The 23755-nt window shown below is 31.1% G+C and carries 18 protein-coding genes, 1 pseudogene and 1 other annotated feature; of the genes and pseudogenes, 13 read left to right on the top strand and 6 right to left on the bottom strand.

Features of this window, described 5'->3' with window-relative positions:
- Positions 1 to 2262: a heavy metal translocating P-type ATPase gene (locus M915_RS05310; protein WP_036730204.1), complete on the top strand. Its 2262-nt coding sequence runs from the start codon at positions 1 to 3 to the stop codon at positions 2260 to 2262.
- A gap of 55 nt (positions 2263 to 2317) precedes the next feature.
- The gene (locus tag M915_RS05305; RefSeq protein WP_009221431.1) at positions 2318 to 3661 is read left to right on the top strand and encodes a butyryl-CoA:acetate CoA-transferase; all 1344 of its coding nucleotides are present in this window, start codon (positions 2318 to 2320) and stop codon (positions 3659 to 3661) included.
- 38 nt (positions 3662 to 3699) lie between these two features.
- Here the strand turns inward: M915_RS05305 and M915_RS05300 are convergent, their stop codons facing one another.
- Positions 3700 to 4587 (bottom strand): YitT family protein, encoded by an 888-nt coding sequence (locus tag M915_RS05300; protein ID WP_036730201.1) that lies wholly within the window; start codon positions 4585 to 4587, stop codon positions 3700 to 3702.
- A 107-nt stretch (positions 4588 to 4694) separates the two neighbouring features.
- Positions 4695 to 4935 (top strand) — a binding site (T-box leader).
- 58 nt (positions 4936 to 4993) lie between these two features.
- Between M915_RS05300 and M915_RS05295 the strand changes: the two genes are divergently transcribed.
- The 3 genes from M915_RS05295 to M915_RS05285 are packed head-to-tail and all read left to right on the top strand — an operon-like array spanning position 4994 to position 7301.
- Positions 4994 to 5836, top strand: coding sequence for a transporter substrate-binding domain-containing protein (locus tag M915_RS05295; RefSeq protein ID WP_036730199.1), 843 nt, complete (start codon positions 4994 to 4996; stop codon positions 5834 to 5836).
- A gap of 8 nt (positions 5837 to 5844) precedes the next feature.
- Positions 5845 to 6567, top strand: a complete 723-nt coding sequence (locus M915_RS05290; protein WP_036730197.1) for an amino acid ABC transporter permease — start codon at positions 5845 to 5847, stop codon at positions 6565 to 6567.
- Between the two features lie 8 nt (positions 6568 to 6575).
- On the top strand, positions 6576 to 7301 hold the full coding sequence (locus M915_RS05285; protein ID WP_036730195.1) for an amino acid ABC transporter ATP-binding protein: 726 nt from the start codon (positions 6576 to 6578) through the stop codon (positions 7299 to 7301).
- A gap of 44 nt (positions 7302 to 7345) precedes the next feature.
- On the opposite strand, the gene M915_RS05280 is transcribed toward M915_RS05285, so the two are convergent.
- The 5 genes from M915_RS05280 to M915_RS05260 all read right to left on the bottom strand — a co-directional run bounded on the left by M915_RS05280 (position 7346) and on the right by M915_RS05260 (position 11773).
- On the bottom strand, positions 7346 to 7552 hold the full coding sequence (locus tag M915_RS05280) for a heavy-metal-associated domain-containing protein (RefSeq protein ID WP_009221428.1): 207 nt from the start codon (positions 7550 to 7552) through the stop codon (positions 7346 to 7348).
- 65 nt (positions 7553 to 7617) lie between these two features.
- Positions 7618 to 8616 carry a hypothetical protein gene (locus M915_RS05275; RefSeq protein WP_036730193.1) on the bottom strand — a complete coding sequence of 333 codons (999 nt, stop codon included), beginning with the start codon at positions 8614 to 8616 and terminating at the stop codon, positions 7618 to 7620.
- Positions 8613 to 9689, bottom strand: coding sequence for a hypothetical protein (locus M915_RS05270; protein ID WP_036730191.1), 1077 nt, complete (start codon positions 9687 to 9689; stop codon positions 8613 to 8615). Before M915_RS05270 ends, M915_RS05275 begins: the two co-directional genes overlap by 4 nt.
- Before the next feature lie 24 nt (positions 9690 to 9713).
- Entirely contained in the window at positions 9714 to 11183 is a 1470-nt protein-coding gene (locus tag M915_RS05265; protein WP_036730189.1) for a hypothetical protein, read from the bottom strand.
- Positions 11180 to 11773, bottom strand: a complete 594-nt coding sequence (locus M915_RS05260) for an ATP-binding cassette domain-containing protein (RefSeq protein ID WP_036730187.1) — start codon at positions 11771 to 11773, stop codon at positions 11180 to 11182. Before M915_RS05260 ends, M915_RS05265 begins: the two co-directional genes overlap by 4 nt.
- Positions 11774 to 11998: 225 nt before the next feature.
- On the opposite strand from M915_RS05260, the gene M915_RS05255 reads away from it, so the two are divergent.
- The 8 genes and pseudogenes from M915_RS05255 (at position 11999) to M915_RS05220 (ending at position 23752) form a co-directional block, all read left to right on the top strand.
- Positions 11999 to 14059, top strand: coding sequence for a sigma-54 interaction domain-containing protein (locus M915_RS05255; protein WP_036730185.1), 2061 nt, complete (start codon positions 11999 to 12001; stop codon positions 14057 to 14059).
- Positions 14059 to 14982 carry a glutaminase A gene (glsA, locus tag M915_RS05250; protein ID WP_036730183.1) on the top strand — a complete coding sequence of 308 codons (924 nt, stop codon included), beginning with the start codon at positions 14059 to 14061 and terminating at the stop codon, positions 14980 to 14982. Before M915_RS05255 ends, glsA begins: the two co-directional genes overlap by 1 nt.
- Before the next feature lie 15 nt (positions 14983 to 14997).
- Positions 14998 to 16411, top strand: a pseudogene (locus M915_RS05245) (alanine/glycine:cation symporter family protein).
- 189 nt (positions 16412 to 16600) lie between these two features.
- Positions 16601 to 17302: an ABC transporter ATP-binding protein gene (locus tag M915_RS05240; protein ID WP_036730181.1), complete on the top strand. Its 702-nt coding sequence runs from the start codon at positions 16601 to 16603 to the stop codon at positions 17300 to 17302.
- A 9-nt stretch (positions 17303 to 17311) separates the two neighbouring features.
- Positions 17312 to 21346, top strand: coding sequence for an FtsX-like permease family protein (locus M915_RS05235; protein ID WP_036730179.1), 4035 nt, complete (start codon positions 17312 to 17314; stop codon positions 21344 to 21346).
- 88 nt (positions 21347 to 21434) lie between these two features.
- Complete coding sequence (locus M915_RS05230) at positions 21435 to 22814, top strand: aminotransferase class I/II-fold pyridoxal phosphate-dependent enzyme (RefSeq protein WP_036730177.1); 1380 nt, start codon at positions 21435 to 21437, stop codon at positions 22812 to 22814.
- Positions 22811 to 23422, top strand: a complete 612-nt coding sequence (gene tmk, locus M915_RS05225) for a dTMP kinase (RefSeq protein ID WP_036730174.1) — start codon at positions 22811 to 22813, stop codon at positions 23420 to 23422. Before M915_RS05230 ends, tmk begins: the two co-directional genes overlap by 4 nt.
- A gap of 3 nt (positions 23423 to 23425) precedes the next feature.
- Positions 23426 to 23752, top strand: coding sequence for a cyclic-di-AMP receptor (locus M915_RS05220; protein ID WP_036730172.1), 327 nt, complete (start codon positions 23426 to 23428; stop codon positions 23750 to 23752).
- Positions 23753 to 23755 lie beyond the last annotated feature (3 nt).

Genomic DNA, 23755 nt, shown 5'->3' with positions numbered 1-23755 from the left:
GTGAAAGAAAAATATACTGTTACAGGAATGACTTGCTCAGCTTGTCAAAATGCAGTTGAAAGAAGTGTTAAATCACTTGATGTTGAAAGTGTGAGTGTAAATTTACTTTCAAACACTATGAATGTAGAATACGATGAGTCGAAAGTTTCATCTGATGATATTTTAAAGGCGGTTAAGGATGCAGGGTATGGAGTTATTGTAAAGGGAGAAAAAAGTAATAAATATAAAAACTCTAAAGCATCTGATCCGTATGCAGATGAGATGAAAACAATGAAAGGTCGTCTGTATACATCTCTTATATTTATGATTCCGCTATTTTATATTGCAATGGGTGCCATGATTGGATTACCGCAACCTGATATTTTAAAGGGTTATGAAAATCTATTGATACTCGCAATTTCTCAAATGTTGTTATCCATACCTGTTATAGCTATAAATTTTCATTTTTTTAAGAATGGGTATAAGGCATTATTCAGAAGAGCACCTAATATGGATTCACTAATAGCAATAGGTTCTTCGGCATCATTTGTTTACGGAGTGTATGCTATATTTAAAATATCATATGGAATGGGACATGAAGATATTCAGCTTGTTCATAAATTTGCCCATGATTTGTATTTTGAATCGGCAGCTATGATACTTGTGTTGATTACACTTGGTAAATATTTTGAGGCGAAGGCAAAGAAGAAAACTTCATCTGCAATAAACGGACTTATGAATTTAACTCCGAAGGTTGCGACAATTGAGAAAAATAATGTTCAAGTTGAAATTCCGGTCGATGAAATAGAGATAGGGGATATTGTAATTATAAAAGCGGGAAGTAATATACCGGTGGACGGCATAATTATAAGTGGAAGTTCCACTGTAGATGAATCTGCGCTTACGGGGGAAAGTATACCGGTTGAAAAAACTGTTGGAGACAAGATAATGGCGGCTACTACAAATAAAACCGGATTTATAAAATTTAGAGCAACAGTAAATTCCGAGAATACGACAATAGCAAAGATAATAGAGCTTGTAGAAGATGCAAATACAACTAAAGCTCCTATAGCAAAGCTTGCAGATAAAATTTCCGGTAAATTTGTTCCGATTGTAATAGCAATTTCGATTATTACTTTTATAACTTGGTTTTTTGTGAAAGGAGATTTTGAATTTGCACTTTCAATGGGAATATCTGTTCTTGTAATAAGTTGCCCGTGTGCACTGGGACTTGCTACACCTGTTGCTATAATGGTTGGAACAGGCATAGGAGCAAAGCTTGGGATTTTGTTTAAATCAGCAGAAAGTCTTGAAAATTTACACAATATGAACGTTGCATTATTAGATAAAACAGGAACTATAACTACCGGAGAATTTGAAATTAAGGAAATAGTTTCAAATAGATTTTCCGAGGAGGAGTTTTTAAGACTTGCCGCATCCATTGAAAAAAATTCAGAACATCCTTTGGCAAAGTCGATAGTTAAATACGCATTAAGTAGAGATCTTGAGCTTACAGAACCGAGTAATATTACAACTCTTGCCGGTATGGGAATAGTTGCGGAGATTGATGGAAAAAATTATTTGACGGGAAATGAGAAGCTTATGGAGGAGGAAGATATTGAGCTTGATGAATATAAGACTTACACGTCAAAGTTTACGGAAGAAGCTCAAACTTCGATTTATTTTGCGGATGAAGATGGAATTATAGGGGTGATATCTCTTTCCGATACTATAAAGTCAAGTTCAAGTGAAGCTATTGAAAAATTAAAGAAACTTGGATTTGAGGTTTGTATTGTGAGCGGAGATAATAAAAAAGCAGCTAATGTGATAGGAAACAGGCTAAGAGTTGACAGAGTTTACTCTGAAGTATTGCCACATGATAAAGAACAAATAGTTAGAGAATATATAGAGAATGGAAAAAAAGTATTATTTGTTGGAGACGGAATTAATGATGCACCGTCTTTAGCAAGAGCGGATATCGGAGTTGCGATAGGAGCAGGAACAGATATTGCAATAGAATCTGCCGATGTAGTGCTAATTAAAAATGAGCTTTTAGATTTAGTAGGTGCAATAGAATTGTCAAAAGCCACTATAAAAAATATAAAACAAAATTTATTTTGGGCATTTTTTTATAATACTATAGGTATTCCGATAGCGGCAGGATTGTTATTTAACAGCTTTGGATTAAAGCTAAATCCTATGATAGGAGCTTTTGCAATGGGTTGTTCATCGCTGTTTGTTGTTACAAATGCACTTAGATTAAATAAATTTAGGGTTGATTAAATATCACTTCTACGTGGTATAATATTATATAAATAATTTATGTCAGGAGGCAAAAATGGATTGTAAAAATATTTATAAAGATAAACTTATAAGTGCAGCTAAAGCAGCTTCATTTGTGAAAAGTGGAGATTACGTTGATTATGCTTGGGGAGCTCAAACTCCTGTGGCTATTGATAGAGAACTTGCAAAAAGAGCAGGAGAACTTAAAGATGTTGTAGTTAGAGGAGGAGTTTTACTTTGGACTCCGGAAATTTTCAAAGCAGATCCCAATGGAGATTCTTTTATATGGTATTCATGGCATTCAGGAGGAGCGGACAGAGTTAGAATAAATACAACAGATGCCGGATTTTATGCACCTATAAGATATTCTGAAGTTCCAAGATACTATAGAGAAAATTGTAAAGTAGACGTTGCGTATATTACAGTTACTCCAATGGATGAGCATGGATATTTTAACATGGGACTTAATGCATCGCATATGATGGCTATATGTGAAACTGCTAAGATTGTAATTGTAGAAGTAAATGAAAAGCTTCCGGTTGCACTTGGAGGCTTTGAAAATACAATTCACGTTTCTGAGGTTGATTATATTGTTGAGGGAGATAATCCTGAAATGGCAGAGCTTCCTGCAGGAGCATTCGGTGATGTTGATAGAAAGGTTGCGGAAATAATAGTAAATGAAATTCCAAATGGCGCTTGTATCCAACTTGGAATTGGCGGAATGCCGAATGCTGTAGGTTCACTCATAGCAGAATCTGATTTAAAAGATTTAGGTGTTCATACAGAAATGTTTGTAGATGCATTTGTAGATTTATATAACAAGGGAAAAATTACAGGTGCAAAGAAAAATATAGATAGATTTAGACAGACATATGCTTTTGCGGCAGGAACTAAAAAGCTTTATGATTTTATAGATAACAATCCTCAATGTATGGCAGCTCCGGTTGACTATACAAATGATGCAAGAGTTATTTCAAAAATAGATAACTTTGTATCTATAAATAATGCGGTAAATGTAGATTTAGTTGGACAGGTATCATCAGAAAGTTCGGGAAAGAAGCATATTTCAGGAGCGGGCGGACAACTTGACTTTGTTCTTGGAGCATATTTATCAAATGGAGGAAAGAGTTTTATTTGCCTTTCATCTAAATTCTATAATAAGAAAACAGGTAAGGAAGAATCCAGAATAGTTCCGAATTTTGAAACTGGAAGTGCAATAACAGTTGCAAGACCTAATACACATTATATTGTAACAGAATACGGGTTATTTAATTGCAAAGGTAAATCAAATTGGGAAAGAGCGGAGGGAATAATTAATTTAGCAGCTCCGGAATTCAGAGATGATTTAATTAAAGAAGCAGAGAAGTTTGGTATTTGGAGAAATTCAAACAGAAGATAAAAAATACGTCCTTGGTTTAAAAACTAAGGACGTTTTTATTATTTCTTTTTTTGTTCGTAAGTAAATCCTCTGCCTTCTACTTCCGTTATGTGTGAAATATACATAAACGCATTAGAGTCTGCTCTTTTAACGAATTCTCTTAACAAAATATAATCTTTTCTATCTACTATTGTGGTTAAGATTTTCTTGCTCTTGTGAGAATAACCGCCTTCTGCAACATAAATTGTACTGCCTCTAAACAGATCGACTAAGATAAACTGATTTATATCTTCTAATTTTTCAGATATTATTGTTATGTTGTATTTTGAATCAAATCCTGCGAGCATTTTATCAATTATAAGTGAATTCATAATTACACCCATAAGAGCATACATACCAAGCTTTGGACCATAAATTAAACAGGCTCCCAAGGTTATAATACCGTCGCTCATTACAAGACCGTTTCCGAATGAAAAATGTGTATATTTTTCTACAATTTTTGCGACTATATCAGTTCCGCCGGTAGATGCGCCTTTATTTAATACAAGACCTACACCGATACCCTGAATGAAAATACCGAATACTAAATTTAAAAATACATCATCTGTAAATGGAACTTTCATTGGAGTAAATACTTCAAAAATTCTTAAGAATGCAGAAAGTGCAACTGAGGCATAGATAGTATATGCACCGAATTCCTTGCCTATTGTAAAAAAACCGAGAACAATTAAAAAGATATTTATGAATAATAACGTTCCGCTGACGGATAAAAATTTAAAGACCGATGCAAGGAGAATTGCAAGCCCTGCAGCTCCTCCAACGGCTAAATTTGAAGGAACCAAGAAAAAGTGAAGTGCAATTGACAAAATTAGAACTCCAATATTAACGATTATGAATTTTTTTATATTATATAAGCTGAACATATTTTTAAAATTAACAGACTCCATATTATCACCCTATTATATTATATTTGCTTAATGCAAATTGAACAAGAAAAAATATTAATAAAAAACAAAAAAATACTTGCATTTTTTGACAGGTGTGACTATAATAGACAAAAGCGTTGAAGAGAAGAGTAGAATTCAAAACGATTTTTTAGAGAGCATTAGGTTGGTGTAATTAATGTAAATTGTTGGATTTGAAAGAAAGGCTCTGAGTTTTTTGAAGGATAGTTTGATTTCAAAACGTGAGTGACCTACGTTACAGGGCAGAGGTATGATAGTACCTTGTGAGGCATATATTGTGAAGTATATGTGAATATGGGTGGTAACACGGATTTTACTTTCGTCCCAAGGATGGTTCCTTTGGTGCGAAAGTTTTTTTATTTTGTAAATTAATTAGGGAGGAAAGAAAATGAAAAATTTAAAGGGAATGACGGTATTATTAATTGTTATGGTATTTTTAACTGCATGTGGAGGAAATGCAACAAGTAAGATAGATGTGCAAGAAAAAGAAAATATCTTAAGAGTTGGTATGGAATGTGGATATCCGCCATATAATTGGACTCAACAAGATGATTCAAACGGTGCAGTTGAAATTGAAGGTTCATCTGAATTTGCAGGAGGATATGATGTTGAACTTGCAAAAAAAGTTGCAGATGCCCTTGGTAAAAAACTTGTTGTAGTAAAAACTGAATGGGATGGACTTCCGCCGGCAGTCCAATCGGACAAAATAGATATGATTATGGCAGGTATGAGTCCTACAGCACAAAGAGCGGAAGTAATAGATTTTACAGAACCTTACTGGGTAAGCGACTATGTAATGATTGTCAGAAATGATTCTAAATATGTAAATGCAACTTCAATTTCAGACTTTAAAGATGCGAAGGTAACAGCACAGCTTAATACCGTTCACTATGAAATAATTGATCAAATAGATGGTGTCTTAAAACAGGAACCTATGGAAAATTTCACACAGCTTAGGGTTGCACTTCAAAGTGGAGTGATTGACGCTTATATCGGAGAAGTACCTGAAGGTAAATCTGTTGAAGCAGTTATGCCGGATTTTAAAATGGTAAAGTTTGAAGATGGAAATGGCTTTGTAGTTAAGGATAATGAAAATAGAATAGCTGCAGGGTTAAAAAAAGGTAATGACGAATTAAAGACAAAGGCAAATGAAGTTTTTAGTGCAATAACAGAAGAAGAAAGACAACAAATAATGGATATGGCTATTAAAAATCAACCTGCAATGAATTGAGGGATATTATGGAAAAATCTATATTGATATTTAACAAGTATAAAATGATGTTTTTAATTGGAACGGTAAATACATTAAAAATTTCAATTTTATCTACAATAATTGGATTATTAATAGGACTTATAGTTGGAGGAATAAGGACAATTCCAAAGCAAAAGGGACTAAAGGGAGTAATACAAAAATTTGTAAATTTAATATTATCTATATATATTCAAATTTTTAGAGGAACACCGATGATAGTACAAGCTATGCTTTTATATTATGGATTGGCACAATTTTATTCGATTCAAATAGATAAGATGCTTGCAGCATACATTGTAGTTTCTGTAAATACCGGAGCATATATGTCTGAAGTGGTAAGAGGAGGAATAATTTCAATTGACAAGGGACAATTTGAAGCTGCACAGGCAGGTGGAATGAGTCATCTGCAGCTCATGTTATATGTAATAGCGCCACAGACTATGAGAAATATACTTCCTGCAACAGGAAACGAATTTGTAATTAATATAAAAGATACTTCGGTATTAAATGTAATATCTGTAGGAGAATTGTTTTTTGCGGCAAAGACTGTTGCAGGACTTTCATTCGATACTTTTAGCACTTATTTTATAATTTTAGTAATATATTTAGTGCTTACAAGCGTTATAACTCAAATTTTAAAATTTATAGAGATGAGATTGGAAGGACCAAAATCTTACGAACTTAAAATGGGAAATCAAATACAGGTGTGAGGTATGATATGGCAGCAATACTTAAAATAGAAAATTTAGAGAAGAATTTCGGAAATAACAAAATTTTAAAAAATATAAGTTTTACAGTTGATAAAGGAGATGTAATTTCAATAATAGGTTCTTCGGGTAGCGGTAAATCTACATTGTTAAGATGTATAAATCAGCTTGAAGAAGTAAACGGAGGTACAATTTTATTTAAAGATAAAAATATTTTAAATGGAGAAATTTCACTTCGTGATTTGAGAACTAAAATCGGGATGGTATTTCAGTCATTTAACTTATATAACAATTTAAATGTATTGGATAATTGTACTATAGGACCGAGAAAAGTTTTAAAAATTTCAAAAAGTGATGCTGAAAAGACAGCTATTTTAAATTTGACTAAGGTAGGTATGCAACAATATGTAAATGCAAAACCGTCTCAGCTTTCAGGAGGACAGAAACAAAGAGTTGCAATAGCGAGAGCACTTTGTATGAATCCTGATATACTTCTCTTTGATGAGCCTACTTCGGCGCTTGATCCGGAAATGGTAGATGAAGTTTTAAATATTATGAAAGACCTCGCAAAAAGCGGTCTTACTATGATAATAGTAACTCATGAAATGAAATTTGCCCGTGAGGTTTCATCTAAAGTAATATTTGTAGATAAAGGTATAATTTTAGAAAGTGGAAGTGCCGAAGAAATATTTGAAAACCCGAAAGAAGCGCGGACAAGAGAATTTTTGAAAAAATAACGTAAAAAATCCCTTACATTAATGTAAGGGATTTTTTACAATTGTCATTCTATTGAAGTAACAGTATATCCTGCAGTTTCAACCGCATTTTTTAAAATATCGTCACTTAGATTTTCGCCTTCAACAACAGCTCTTTTTCTGAATAGGGATACTTTAACATCGCAAACTTCATTTAAATTTTCAAGAGCTTCCTTAACATGAGCAGAGCAGTGCTCACATGTCATATTACTTATATTAATTATTTTTTTCATCGCTATACCTCCTTTTATTAAACCATACTACATAAATATTATATCATACTGTTTAATTATATTTTTTACAAATTTCCATCATTTCTATAATGGCATAAATTTATAGTTAAATTTAAGACAGATAAAATTATTAATGGAATTATTAAATAAATTATTGAGCTTTGACTTTTTGTATAGCAGTTGTTTAAAAATAACAGTGCAAGATAGGAATAGCTTGTTTTTATATTTACAGCAGTTATGGAAATCATTGAAAGTAAAATTGTAAGCGGCATATAAATTAAGAAGTATTTTCTGCTCAATAATTTTATTAACAGTAATTCATATAGGTATATACAAATTATATATAGTAAATATTTTTTTATATCTATATCTATAAAGTGTTTCAACAAAATTAAAAATAATCCTGAGTTTATCAATATAGCTGCCAATATAAAAATCGATTTATTTTTTCTTCCATTTACGGTTTGAAAGTATTTAGAATTACTTTCTAATATAAAGTAATCATAAATAGTAAGTGTATTTAAAGCAAGTATGAGCAGGCTTGAAGTTTCAAATAATGGAAATACTTTTCCGGAGAATTTATCTTCATAATTAAATGAAAAAGTTTGTTTAATATATTTATCGTATAGAGTTTTATATTTTTGTTCATCTAATTTTAATAGGTTTTTTGTATATTCCGATGTAGTTATTTCAAAATAATTTGAATAAATATCTTCTCTTGCAATTCCCGAAAAATTATCATCAAATGAATACTGTATAAATTTTTCATCAGAATTTAAGTCAATTTCAAATCCATAATTTATGTTTTCGGATTTTAAATCCTGAAGCAAATTTTCTTCATTTGAATATTTTATATATTTAAAGTATCCGCTTGAAGTTAATAACTTGTCAATTAAATTTTGAGAAAGACAGTTATCTGTTTTATCAATAATTCCGATTTTTAAATTATCACTTGAATTTAAGTCAACTGTAGTATATAGAAATGCTAAAACAAAAACACATAGTAAGGAGAGATAAAATAATTTGCTTTTTAAATATCTCTTCATAAAAATTAAAAGCTTCATTCAAAATTCCTCCTTATTAAGTAATTTGTGAAAAGCATAAAACAGATAGTATATGCCGATATTAGAATATAGCTTTTTGGAGCGTCTTTTAGTATCAAGCTTATAGGCATAATGGAGAAAGCTTTTATAATATAAGTAGGAATAATAGAACGTGAGATTATAATTCCCGAATTTAAGATTGATAGTATTGAGATAATTAATATAGCAAAAATACAGGATTCTTTAAATAAAATCAATAACAGTTCAAGTAAGGCACCGATGAATGCAGAGATAATTAAAATTTTTATACTGTCTGTAAGCATGTTCAAGGGTTTGTTAGCTATATTATAAGAAACAATAAATATCAAAAATAAAATTATCGTGTTGGATACAACTTCATACAAGTTTAATTTGAAAATAGAATTTCCTCTAACTTTCAAATAGGCGTATGTATTTATATAGTTTGTATTTCTAAGTGCAATGATAATAATTGATGATATTAAAATTGAAATATAAATTTCAACCATACTTACATTGCTTTTAATATAAACTTTTTTAAAAAGTTTTTCTCTATTTAGAGATTCACTTAAAAGTTTTTTATTTAATTCTTCATTTCTATAGCCCTGTTTACCGTCTTTTATGTTATCTGAAATATAGATATTTGCTTGTGCGGAAGAAAGCATTTTTACGGAACTTTCACTTAGAGATTTAAAAACTCCTTTTACAATTTCTGCAGAGTCTGAAAAATATATGGTTGCACTTTTATTTGTACCGTCAATTATGCTTTCATAAAAGTTTTCGGGTACATTTATAAGTATATCTGTTTTTCCGTTTTTCAAATCACTAAAAGCATTTTCAAGATTAGTTTCAAGTTTTACATTTATTGCATTTTTTACGCTGGCAGTTCCCTTTACAAGAAATAGAATTAAATTATTTTTATTCGATTGTTCTTCAAAATGAAGTGAAAGATTTATTTTTTTTGCCTTAAAATTGTTTTTTAATATGTAAAAACTGCCCATAAAAATGAGCATAACAGCACATAATATGGGCAAAATTTTAAATTTACTTTTTAATCTTAATAAAAAGTATTTCATTATAATCACCTTTTAATACAGGTACTACATTCCAAGTTGTTGTACTGCAATCATAAATGATTGAACATTTCCTTCAATTTTTGTCATGAGTGATTGGATTTCGCTTTCGTCAAGTTTTAAAATTTCTATTGCATTTTCAGGAGCGTTTATTTCAGGAGTTTCAGTTGAGAAATTTAAATTTCCGCTCAAATTAAACTCAATACCCGGAATAGAAATATTATCAAATATAAAATTATATCCCTTTCCCTTTTCAATATTTTCAAATTTTCCTGATAGAGAAATAACTTCTTCGTTAAAATTACCCTCAACCTTTAGAGTTTTATCTGTAGGGTTATAAGTTTCGGTATAATTTATTTCGTCATACTCTGATTTAACATTTACATTAATGATGTTTGCACTGTCTGATAATGACATGTTAGAAGAGATTGTAGTTTTTTCCTTGTCATCTTCAAGTATATTAAGGATCATATTGTCTGTTGTATTTTTAGAACCTAAGAAGTATATTTCTGCTGAAATTTTTTCTTCTTCGGAAATATTTGTATTGATTGCAACTACCTTTCCGTTTTCGATAAATACATTTATTATATATGGATCCGCAATTTTCATTTCATCAATTTTTTCTTGAGCTTCTTTGATTGAAGAACTGATATCTTCAAGTGCACTTTCATCATTAAATCCTATTGCGGCAAGTTCTCTTTTTTGTAAATCCACGATATATTCTGATGACTTTTTCATTACTGCTTTAATATCATCTGCCTTAAATTTCAGTTCGAATTTTTCAGGAGTTATTTTTCTTGATGAATCAGTTAATAAATTATTAATTTTTGCAGTTTCATCATCAGATGCAGAAGATTTTGTAACTTCAAGATTTTTTATTAATGAATTGGATTCTGTTTTTATATAGTTTGAAAAATCTTTTTTAAGTTCATCTGTTGTGCGTGGTAAGGAAGTAAAATCAAATTTTAAATCTTTATACTCAGATAAGTCAGCTCCCAAGAACTTTACAAGTGCAGAATCTTGAATATCGGCTCCGACTGTGTCTCCGACAATTTTAAATGCATTGTCATATAGCATAGGAATATTTAGATATACGTCATTTTTAATAAGTGTAAGATCTGCTGAAGCTGATAGACTTCCACCGTTTGCATCTAAGGTAAGACTGTATAAATTTTCTTTCGGATTGTTTTTTATAGAGTAAGTTAATCCTGCACTATCTATACCTTGGGATTTAAAATAATCCGTATTTAGATTTATATCTGCAGAAAAAATTCCGTCTTTAGAATATTTTTGCATCATTTCTTTTGTTCCGAAGTCGGGAGCAAAATCATTTATAGTATTAGAATATTCATCTTTTAATCCCATAAGAGCTTTTGCAACTTCCGCTTTTGATCCGGAAGCTCCTTTTGTAAACGCAAATATTCCGCCTCCGACTACAAGTACTGCCAATACCGCAATAATCAATTTAGAATTTATTGCACCTTTTAATTTTTTCATACCATGACCTCCAATTTTCCGTCTTTTAAATAAAGTTTAATGTCTGATGCGGCAGACATGTCATTTAGGTGAGAAGTGTATAAAATAGAAAGTCCATTTAGTTTTTTTGTTTTGAATATATCCAAAAACAGTGATTTATTTTTTGAATCTAAGTTTGCAAAAGGTTCATCTAAAATTAATAAATCATTATCTTCCATTAAACTCAAGCATAGAGAAACTTTTTTCTTTGTCCCTCCTGAAAGTGAAGACACCTTATTTTTGAATATCTTGTCTATCTCAAATAATTTTATGTATTTGTTGTTTTTAATATCAGATGTATTATTTAAAAACAGTTTGATATTATCATATACATTTATGTCTTCTATCAATACATTATCTTGAGGCAAGTAATAGATTTTTAGAGAGTCGGAATATTTTATTTCTCCCGAATATTTTTTGAGACCGCAGATTGATTTCAACAAAGTTGATTTTCCACAGCCGTTTTCTCCTAAAATACAAATACTTTGCCCTTTTTCTATAGTAAAATATATTGAATTCAGAATTAAATTTTTCCCATAGGATGCGCTTAAATTTGAAATTTCCATCAACATATAATCACCTATTCTAATTATATCATAATGTCTTAAAAGATAATACAGTAAAAGAACTCTGTTAATGGGATTAAAAATATAGTATAATATATAGTATCCCATTTAATAAGTTATAATATGACTATGCTGAACTGCAAATCGTATTGTTTTCCTAATATTTAAAATTTAAAGGTTGGCACGAAAATTGCGTTATAAAGTTAATGATCTCATAAAAAAGGAGGGAGCATGAAAAGGATTACAATTCTTTCTATTGACGAGGAAGCATCAATTTTTTATAAAGAACAAGTAAATTCAATATTTAAAGATGTCTTGGTAGATTATAGAAATTTGGAAATGGAACCGGTACCGCCGGTTAAAGATACAGATTTAATATTATATACGGATCCCGAAATTATAAATTTGCTTATTAAAAAAATCAACTGTGATGCACCGCATCTTATGATGAAGCGTACAATTACAAAAGCAGCGCTTAAAGAATTGAATAAGATAGAAGCGGACAGTAAAGTTTTAGTTGTAAATATAAATGAATTTATGGCGAATGAAACTATGGCGCTTATATATCAGCTTGGAAGAACAGATATATTTATGGAACCGTATTTTCCGGGTAAGATACTTACTTCAAAAGAATATGATTACATAATTCACGTTGCACCGGAAAAAATGGATTTGGAAGATGGAATTACAGGTAAGGATATTATAATAGGTCATAGGATTTTAGACGTATCTAATGTTCTTGATATAATTTATATTTTAAATATTGAAGAAAAAGTTGCAAGGGATATAGTGCTTAAGATGGTAAATTTAGTACCTACTTTTTGGTACGGAATTAATTATTCGCTGGAACAAAAGTATGTTTCAGAAGCGAAACTTGAATTTGCCATAGATTATCTTGATGGAGGAGTTTTGATTGTAGACTCCGATTTTGACATAAATACTATAAATGGTGTTATGTGTAAAATTTTAGGCATTAGCAAAAAAGATGTTCTTTATAAAAATTTATATGAGGTTTTCGAAAGAGAAGAAGAATTTTTAAAAATAATACGAGATCAGGATGTTAAAGAAGAACTGATAAAGGTAAGAAATGTTGAATGTTTTATAACTGTGAGAAATATAGAATACAAATCTGAAATCTTCGGCAAAATGATAATTCTAAGAGAATATTTTAATGTTGTTGAACTTTATAATAAGACGAATAAGATTTTTAAAAGCGGATATTTTTCAAAGTATACATTTGACAATATAATCGGAAATTCATTTAACATAAAAGAAAGTATAAAAATAGCAAAGGTGTATTCTAAAACGGAAAATCCGGTATTGATATTAGGGGATACCGGAACGGGAAAAGAACTTTTTGCAGGTTCAATTCATAACTACTCGAATAGAGCAAAGGAACCGTTTGTTGCTATAAACTGTTCTACTCTATCAGCAACACTTCTCGAGTCTGAATTATTCGGATATGAAGAAGGTGCATTTACAGGGGCTAAGAAGGGCGGAAAGATAGGACTATTTGAAAGAGCAAATGGCGGGACTTTGTTTTTAGATGAAATAGGGGATCTTCCTATGGAACTTCAACCGAGACTTTTAAGAGCTTTAGCTGAAAAGAAAATTATGAGAGTAGGTGGAGACAAACTTATAGATGTGGATGTTAGAATAATAGCGGCAACAAATAAAGATATAAATAAAATGGTCGTAGACGGAAATTTTAGAATGGATTTATTATATAGGTTAAATGCTTTTGAAATTAATATTTCTCCGCTGCATGAAAGAGGTAAAGACACTTATTTAATAATTAACAGCTATATGAAAAAGAAAGGCATAACAAGAAACTTTACCAGAGATTTTGAGGAATTTTGCATAAATTATAATTGGCCGGGAAATGTAAGAGAATTGAAAAACATACTAAACTATATAGAGGTTATGACTAAAAAAGAAGTCGGATTTGATTCTATACCTAAAAATTTACATCTTGACAGATATCTTTCCAAAGAATGTGAATTTGCTTTAGTTTTAAAATTGATATATGCTTTGCAAATATTAAACAGAGGTCCCGGAAGAAGGACGATTGAAAAGCTGTTTACAACAATCTATTATAAAATATCTGAAAATGAAATAAGAAATATTCTCAAATATTTAGAAGAGAAAAAATTTATAACTACGAATGTTGGAAGACGTGGTAATGAGATAACATGTATCGGAAGGGAATATTTGCTTAAAGAAAGATATATTTTAGATTATGAAACAGAATTTATTGACAAGATAGAAGAAACTATAAGGAGTATAGACTAATGGATATCAAAAATTTGGAAGCAAGGGTAGATGAGGTCATAAAAAGTACTCAAAATCTTATAGGAGTTGGAAATGTTGCCACATATATTCCTGAACTTGCAAATGTAGATGCAGATAACTTTGGACTTGCCGTAGTAACGGTTGATAGAGAAAGAGTTTTGAGAGGAGATACAGAACTGATTTTTTCTATGCAATCAATATCAAAAATAATATCTTTAATAATGGCACTTGAAGATGCCGGTGAGGAAGAAGTTTTTTCGAGAGTTGGAACAGAAGCGACAGAATATAAATTTAACTCCATAAGACCTATTGAAGACAGAGCTGCAAATCCTTTGATAAATGCAGGTGCTATAACCACAGCATCATTAATCAGAGGGAAAGATGTGGACGAGAGATTTAATAGAGTTGTTGAAAAAGTAAAGATTTTAAGTAATAGCGATGAAGTGACATTTTTAGAGACTGTATATAATTCTGAAATGCAGACTACGGATATAAATCGTTCGATAGCATATTATCTAAAGAGTAAAAATATCTTTTCAGAAGATACGGAAGATGTGCTTGATCTGTATATCAGAAATTGTTCTATAGGAATAAATATAGAAGGGCTTGCAACTATTGCTGCAGTTCTTGCTAATGGTGGAATGTCATTAGATGGAAAGACACAGCTTATATCAAAAAAGGTTGTTAAAATTACATTGGCACTTATGGCTGCTTGCGGGATGTATGAAGAAAGCGGAAAGTATCTTATGGAAGTAGGATTTCCGTCAAAGAGTGGAGTTAGCGGAGGAATAATAGGAATAGTTCCGGGGAAATGCGGAATTTGCACATATTCTCCAAGGCTTGACGGATCCGGCAACAGTGTAAGAGGTAAGAAAATATTGGAAGAATTATCAAATTCTTTGGATTTAAATATATTTATATGATTAATAGGAGGAAATATGGAATTTTTAAGTAACATCATAGGAAAATTAAATGGAGTGTTATATTATCCTATATTAATAATTTTGCTTTTAGTAATAGGTTTATATTTTACAGTTAAAACCGGACTTATCCAGTTTAAGTATTTAGGTGAAACATTTAAGGTAGTAATGGAAAAACCGAATAAAGAAGGTTCTGTATCATCATTCCAAGCTCTAATGGTATCAACAGCATCAAGAGTAGGTACAGGTAATATTGTCGGAGTTTCAACAGCATTATGTCTAGGTGGATATGGTGCAGTTTTCTGGATGTGGGTTATAGCTATAATAGGCGGAGCATCTGCATTCGTTGAATCTACTCTTGCCCAAATTTATAAGAGACAAGACAGTGAAGGAAATTACTATGGGGGACCTGCATATTATATTGAAACAGCATTAAAGAACAAAGCTCTTGCAATAATTTTCTCAGTTAGTTTAATTGCAACATATGCTCTTGGTTTTAATATGTTGGCGGCTTTCAATTTACAAACAAGCTTTAGCAGTTATTCATTCTATGATGCAAATATTACACCAAAAATTATAGGCGGAGTTTTAGCTCTTATAACAGCATATTGTATTTTTGGCGGCGGAAAGAGAATAATTAAATTTACATCTGTATTAGTTCCTGTGATGGGTGTTGTTTATATCGCAGCGTCAATTATAATGATAATTTTAAATATAGGAAATATGCCTATGGTATTCGGAAAAATCTTTAGCGATGCATTTGACTTTAAGGCTATATTTAGCGGTATAGCAGGTTCATCAATGATGTATGGTATTAAAAGAGGACTATATTCAAATGAAGCAGGTATAGGTTCTGCACCGAACGCTGCGGCATCAGCAGATGTATCTCACCCTGTAAAACAAGGTCTTGTACAAATGCTTTCAGTATTTTATAGATACAATATTAATTTGTTCTGCAACAGCATTTATGGGATTGAGTTCAGGAATTGAACCGAATGCGGAAATGAGCGGTGCTCCATATATTCAAAATGCATTAGCAACAAGATTTGGCGGTATGGGATTCTATTTCATAACATTTGCATTAATTCTATTTGCATTTACAACATTAATTGGTAATTTATACTATGTAGATAACAACTTAGCGTATATTAACGGAAAAGTTCCAAGCAAGACATTTATGACAATCTATAGAATAGTAGCAGTTCTAATTATATTTGTAGGAGCTACTCAAGAAGCCGGATTCCTATGGGATTTAGGGGACTTGTTAATGGGTATTATGGCATTAATCAACTTACCTTCAATTTTGATGTTGGGCGGAGTTACAATTAAGGCATTAAAAGACTATGCATCACAAAAATCACAAGGTAAAAATCCTGTGTTTGTAGCTAAAAATATTGGAGTAGATGAAAAAGAAGCTCCTTGCTGGAAATAATTAAAAATTAAATATAAAAACAAAAACTTGCGAGAAAAATAAACTCTCGCAAGTTTTTGTTTTTATATAAATTTAATTAAACATAAAATTTACAAATTGTAATAATTATGTATTTTAAATGATACATAATTAAACATAAGATAAAAAATGTGATATAATTATTAAATAAATAGAGTTTTGGAGGACGAAATGGCATTTATAGAAGTTAAGAATTTATATAAGAGATACACTATGGGTGAAACTGTAATTTTAGCAAATAATGACATCAGTTTTGAAATTGAAAAAGGTGAATTTGCATTAATTTTAGGTCCATCAGGAGCCGGAAAGTCCACTTTGTTAAATATTTTAGGCGGAATGGATACTCCGTCGGAGGGAAGTATTAAGGTTGATGATAAAGAAATTTCCAATATGAATAAGAGAGAGTTGACAACATATAGACGATATGACATGGGATTTGTTTTTCAATTTTATAATTTAATTCCAAATTTAACTGCTCTTGAAAATGTTGAACTTGCAAATCAAATTGTAAAAAACGCAAGAAATTCTAAAGAAGTTTTAGAATCAGTAGGACTCGGAGATAGAATAAATAATTTTCCATCACAGCTTTCAGGCGGAGAACAACAAAGAGTAGCTATTGCAAGAGCAATATCAAAAAATCCAAAGATTTTATTATGCGATGAACCTACCGGAGCGCTTGATTATAGAACCGGTAAACAAGTTTTGAGAATTTTACAAAATTTAAGTAGAGATATGGGAACAACTGTTGTTGTTATAACTCACAATAAAGCGATAGCTCCTATTGCAAATAGGGTTATAGAAATATCGGATGCAAAAGTGAGAAGCATAAGTTTAAACGACAGTCCGTGTAGTATTGATGAAATAGAGTGGTAGGTGGATGTTGTGAATCTTTTGAATAAAGACACTCTCAGAGAAATCGTGAGGACTTTTTCAAGGTATCTTTCTATAATAATTATAGTTGCACTTGGAGTGTTTGTATTTGTGGGTCTTATTGTAACAGGCTCCATAATGAGATACACAATAGATAAAGTGGTTGATAGGCAAAATATAGAAGATATTTTGATAAAATCTCCTCTTGGATTTGAAGATGAGGATATAAAAATTATTGAATCACAAGATGATATATCAGAACTTGAATATGGATATGATACAGATCTTTCGGTAAAGGGAAAAAATTTACTGATTAATGTTTCAAGTATGCCATATAAAATTGACATGCCCATAATTGTGAAAGGAAGAGTTGTAAATGGAAATAGAGAGATTATTTTAAATGAAAAATTGGAGGAAAAAGGTATTTCAATAGGAGATACCATCCATTTTCAGCGTGAAATTAATAAATTCAGTATGGAAGATGATAAAAAACCGTATTTGAAAGATTATGATTATGTTGTAACAGGTTTTTTTAAAAGCGCAAATTATGCTTCAAATCAAGATTCGAAAGGACAGTCAAACAGAGGTCTTGGAGATATAAAGGGACTTGCATATATCAATTCTGATGAATTTGATATTGATGTAACTACTGCAAAAATAAAATTTAAGGACACTGTAGGACTTTTAACAAGTTCAAATAAGTATAAAAAAGCAGTTGAAAGCCATAGAAATTCTTTGGAGATAGATTTTAAATACAGACCGGATAATAGGCTTGAAGATTTAAAGTCTGACATATCTGATGAAATTTTTAAGGGAGAAGATAAAATAGCCGATGCTAAAGAAAAATTATCTGATGCCAAGACTAAGCTTGAGGATGGAAGAAAAAAATTAGAAGAAGGAAAGAGCGAATATAAAAAAGGCAGAGCAGAATTTGATTCCGAGACATCTAAAGCTAAGGATAAACTTGATGATGCAAAGAATAAGCTTTATAAATCCGAGCAGGATATAAAAAAAGGTGAAACGGAACTTGCGGAAGGATATGACAAACTTGTAGAAGGAAAGAATGAACTTGATGACGCAAAACGTGAGATAGCTGACGGAGAAGAAAAATATATAAGCGGAAAAGCTGAATATGATGAGGGACTTGGTAAGCTTAAAGCAAGTGAAACTCAGCTGATTGAAGGAGAACAACAGCTCATTGAAGGAAGAAAAAAACTTGATGATGGTTGGAAAAAAATAGAAGAGTCAAAATTAAAGCTTGAAGAAGGAAAGAAAGAGTTATCTGAAAATGAAAAAAAATTAATTTATGCGGAAAAGGAACTTAATGACGGAATTAAAAAATTAGCAGATTCCGTTGGATTAAATACTACCGATTTATCACAAATCAGAGAAAAGATATATTCTTTAGATGCAGCTCTTGGACAGGCTAAACAGGTAGTAGACGGATATAATCAAGTCATTACTGGAATAAGTACTGCGCAGGAAAATATTACAACTTTGAATGCACAGAAGGTTCAGATAGAAGAGGGAATTGCGCAAATTGTTCTTGCATTAGAAGATCCTTCGTTGACAGAAGAACAAAAGGCGGAGTTAAATGCAAAAAAAGCCGTACTTGAGCAAAATTTAGCACAAGTTATTGCCGGTATAGAAACGGCGACTCAAATGTTGACATCATTAGAAGGTAAGAAGGTCGAGCTTGAAGCGGCTATAAGTAAAATAAATGCTCAATTACCTGCAGGAACAGATATATTAAAAGATTATGATACTCTTAAAGCTCAAATCGGACTTGCAAAAGCGGGAATTTTAAAGATAGAAGAAAGTAAGGGAAAACTTGAAACAGCTAAGATTAAGCTTGAGGCAGGTAAAGAGAAATTAGCTGAGGGAGAAAAACAACTTTTTTCAGGAATTGAACAGGCTAATAAAGGAGAACAGGAATACTTTGAAAATAAAAATAAGCTTGAAGACGGAAAGAGAAAATATATAGAAGGTAAGCAAAAACTTGATGATGCTAAGGTAAAACTTGATGATGCCAAAATAAAGCTTGAAGATGGCAAAAAAGAGTATGAAGACGGTAAGAAAAAATATGATGAAAATTACGCTAAGTATATAGAGGGGAAATCCGATCTTGAAAATGGAAGAGAAAGATTTAAAGACGGTAAGAAAGATTACGAAGAAGGATTAAAGAATTATAATGATGAGATAAAGAAGGGACAAGATAAATTAAATAATGCAAAATCTAAGTTATATAAATCTGAAGTGGATTTAAAAAAAGGTGAGCGTGAGTTTATAGATAAATCAAAAGAGGCAGATGAAAAAATATTTGACGGAGAGAAAAAAATATCAGATGCGAAGAGGATTTTGAAAATTTTAAAAAGACCGAGCTATTCTATAACTCCAAGAACTTCAAACTTTGATTTGAATATGTATCTTGATTTTTCACGAAGAGTAGATAAATTATCATATATATTTCCTGTATTTTTCTTTCTGATTTCAATGCTTGTATCATTTAATACGATGACGAGAATGGTAGAGGATAACAGAACCATAATCGGAACATATAAAGCACTTGGCTACACAGAAAGAGAGATATCTAAAAAATTTTTCAACTACGGAGCATCAGCTTCAATACTTGGCGGAAGTATAGGAGCAGTACTTGGCAGTTATATACTTCCTATGATTATTGGAGGCGCTTATTATGCAGGTAGTGTTTTTGAAAATGAGATAATTTATAAAATATATCCTTTCAGAATTTTGTTATCTATTATAACGGGACTTTTGTTTACAGCGGTTGCAGCGAAAATTTCTGTAAATGCAAGCCTTAGAGAAAATACGGCAAGTCTTTTAAGAGTTAAGCCGCCAAAAAACGGAAATAGAATTTTGTTTGAAAGATTAACTTTTATTTGGTCAAAACTTGATTTTCTACAAAAAGTAACGGCACGAAATTTATTCAGATATAAAAAGAGAATGGTAATGACCATAATTGGAATTATGGGTTGTACTGCACTTCTTGTACTTGGTTTTGGAATAAAAGGTTCTGTAAGAGGAATTGCAAATATTCAATTTGATGAGGTTTTAAAATATAATCTTTCAGTGATCTATGATAGAGATATAGATGAAAATTCGTATGATGAATATAGAAGATTTGTAGATAAAAATAACATAGAAAGCGGACAGTTTTATCAGGAGAATTTAAAAATTGAATATAAGGGAACAAATCAGGCAGTGTTACTTACAGTTCCAAGCTCCGATAAAGTGTATGATAAGTATTTTTCCATTAGAGATAGAGTGACTAAAGAGCCGATTGAATTATCTGATAACGGAGTAGTAGTAAGTGAAAAATTTGCAAAAATATTTAATCTTAAGGTAGGAGATATTTTAAAATTAAATGATGATGAAGATAGAGAATATAAAATGATGGTTTCGGGAATATGTGAGATGTATACCGGACATTATATCTTTATGAATATTGAATATTATGAAAAAATATTTGGAAGAGAATATGCGCCTAACTCAGATCTGATGAATTTAAAGATGAATAATGATGAGATTGATAAGTTAAGCTCTGAATTTTCAAGTTATAAATCTGTAATATCGGTTATGGATTTAAGTGTAGTTAAAAATTTGATGGACAGATTTATGTATTCAATATCTAAAGTTGAGGTTGTAATTACAGTTGCATCCAGTCTGCTTGCCATGGTGGTTTTATATAATCTTACAAATATTAACATAGAAGAGAGATTAAGAGAAATTTCAACAATAAAGGTACTTGGATTTTATGCAAGAGAAACTACTCAATATATATATAGAGAAACATGGATACTTACAGTTATCGGCATAGTAATAGGTCTTTTTGTAGGAAAAGCTCTTCACTATGGAGTATTGCAAGTAGTACCGCCGGATCAAGCTATGTTATCGCCCAAGTTATTAGTATCAAGCTATATAATAGCATCTATGATTACTGTAATAGTAAGTATATTGATTATGGTGATTTTCCATGAAAAATTGAAAAATATTGATATGATAGAATCTTTAAAATCTAATGAATAAGCTCTTTATATAGAGCTTATTTTATTATTATTGAGTATAAAACTATGTTATAATTATGCATAAACAAAAATATAAGGAGGTAGGATGTTTGGAAAGACATATCTTTAATGTTGTTCAAAGAATGAAAGACAAAGTTGTTTTTTCTATGCCGGGCCATAAATCAAAAGATATTTTTGACTTTGATTATAAAAATGATATAACAGAAACTGTTGGTACTGATAATTTACTTAATCCAAACGGATGTATATTAAAATCACAACAAGAAATTGCTGAAATTTACGGTGTCAAGAGAACTTATTATGTTGAGAACGGTTCTACGGGAGCTCTTCATATTGCTATTTCAGCTGTTACTAATCCTAATGACCATGTTCTCATACAGAGAAATTGTCATAAGTCCGTATATAATTCTCTTGTAATAAACGATTTAGTTCCAAGTTATGTATATGCAAATTATAATAATAAATATAATTTAATTACGGGGATTGATCCTGAAGATATTAGAAGGCAGTTAGAGAAAGACCCGATGATAAAAGCAGTTGTATTAGTTAGTCCGAATTATTTTGGAGTGTGTTTGAAATTAAAAGAGATTGCAGATATAGTACATAAGTTTAATGCTTATCTGATAGTTGATGAGGCTCACGGCTCTCATATGGCATTTTCGGAAAAATTAAGAGAGTATTCGGCAATAAATTGCGGAGCCGATATAATTGTTCATTCAACCCATAAAACAATTCCAAGTCTAACACAAACGGCACTGCTTCATGTAAATAATGATGAAATTTCCCACAGAAAAATAATTAATAGAATGAATTTGGTATCAAGTACGTCACCTTCATACTTACTGATGCAATCTTCTGAATTTGCGGTTAGTTATATGCAAGAACATGGAGCGAAAAGACTTGCTGAAAATAGTAAATTTATTAAAAAAATGAAAGAGAATTTAAAGGGACAGGTTAAATTTTTTGACGGAGATAAGAATGATGATACAATAGCTTGTGTTGATGACAGTAAGATACTAATGAGAATAGATGGATATACAGGTTTTGACGTTGTTAAAAAATTATTTATGAGTTATAATATTAGATTAGAGATGGGTGATTTATATTATGTTCTTGCACTGAGCAGCGTAGTCGATGAAAAAGATGATTTTAAGGTACTTGAGAGTGCGTTAAAAAATTTATACAAGAATATTGATGAAATTTGCGAAGTGAAAAGTATAAACATAATAAAGCCCGGATTGATTACAACTCCAAGAAAAGCATATTACAGTGCGAGTGAAGAAGTAGATATAAAAGATGCAATAGGAAGAGTCAGCGCATCTATTATAGCGGCATATCCGCCGGGAATTCCGGTAGTCTCTTATGGAGAGTTGATTACTGAAAAAATAGTTGAAGAAATACTAAACTATGAAAATGTCGGTATAGAAGTTGTTGGAATTGCTGACAATAAGGTTGAGGTTATATTATGAGAGGAATTTTTGTGACATTTGAAGGACCTGATGGTTGCGGAAAAAGTACAATAGCAAATTTAGTATATGAAAAATTAAAAGCTGAATATGATGTTGTAAAGACAAGAGAACCGGGTGGTACAAAAATATCTGAAAAAATAAGAAATATAATATTAGACAATGAAAATATTGAAATGACATCAAGGACAGAAGCACTTTTATATGCAGCTTCTCGTGCGCAGCATGTTGAAGAAAAAATACTTCCGGCGTTAAAAAATGGAAGCATAGTTTTATGTGAGAGGTTTGTACTTTCATCTATTGCATATCAAGGCTTTGGAAGAGGACTTGGTAGAGAAAGTATAGAAAATATAAATAAGTTTGCTACAGGAGAAGTTGAACCTGATGTGATATTCTTGTTTGATACCGGAAATATAAGTTCTGAGAATAGAAAGCTTGAGTTTGGAGGAGACAGAATTGAAATTTGTGGCAATGAATTCCACAGTAGAGTTAAAGAGGCTTATAGAGAACTTGCAAGAGAGAAAAAATATTGTGTTATTGATGCTACAAGAGGCATAGAGGAAGTTTTAAATGATTGTTTAGATATTCTATATAAAAAATTGGAGGGATGATTTATGAAACTTGTAATAGCGATAGTACAGGATGTAGATGCGGATCATCTTATAGAGGAACTTACTAAAAACAACTTTAGAGTTACTAAAATGAGTACAACAGGCGGATTTTTAAAAAGCGGTAACACCACACTTTTAATAGGCGTAGATGATAATGAAGTTGAAGCACTTTTAAAATTAATAACCAACAATTGTAAGACAAGAGAAGTTACAAAGACAATTCAAACAATAAATATACCGGGTCAAGCTATGATTCCTGTTCCTATACAAGTAAGAGTAGGCGGAGCGACAGCATTCGTATTAAATGTGGAAGAATTTAAGAGATATTAGGTG

Source organism: Peptoniphilus mikwangii, from assembly GCF_000468535.1.
Classification (GTDB): Bacteria; Bacillota; Clostridia; order Tissierellales; family Peptoniphilaceae; genus Anaerosphaera; species Anaerosphaera mikwangii.
This window is presented reverse-complemented; position numbering and strand designations above follow the sequence as displayed.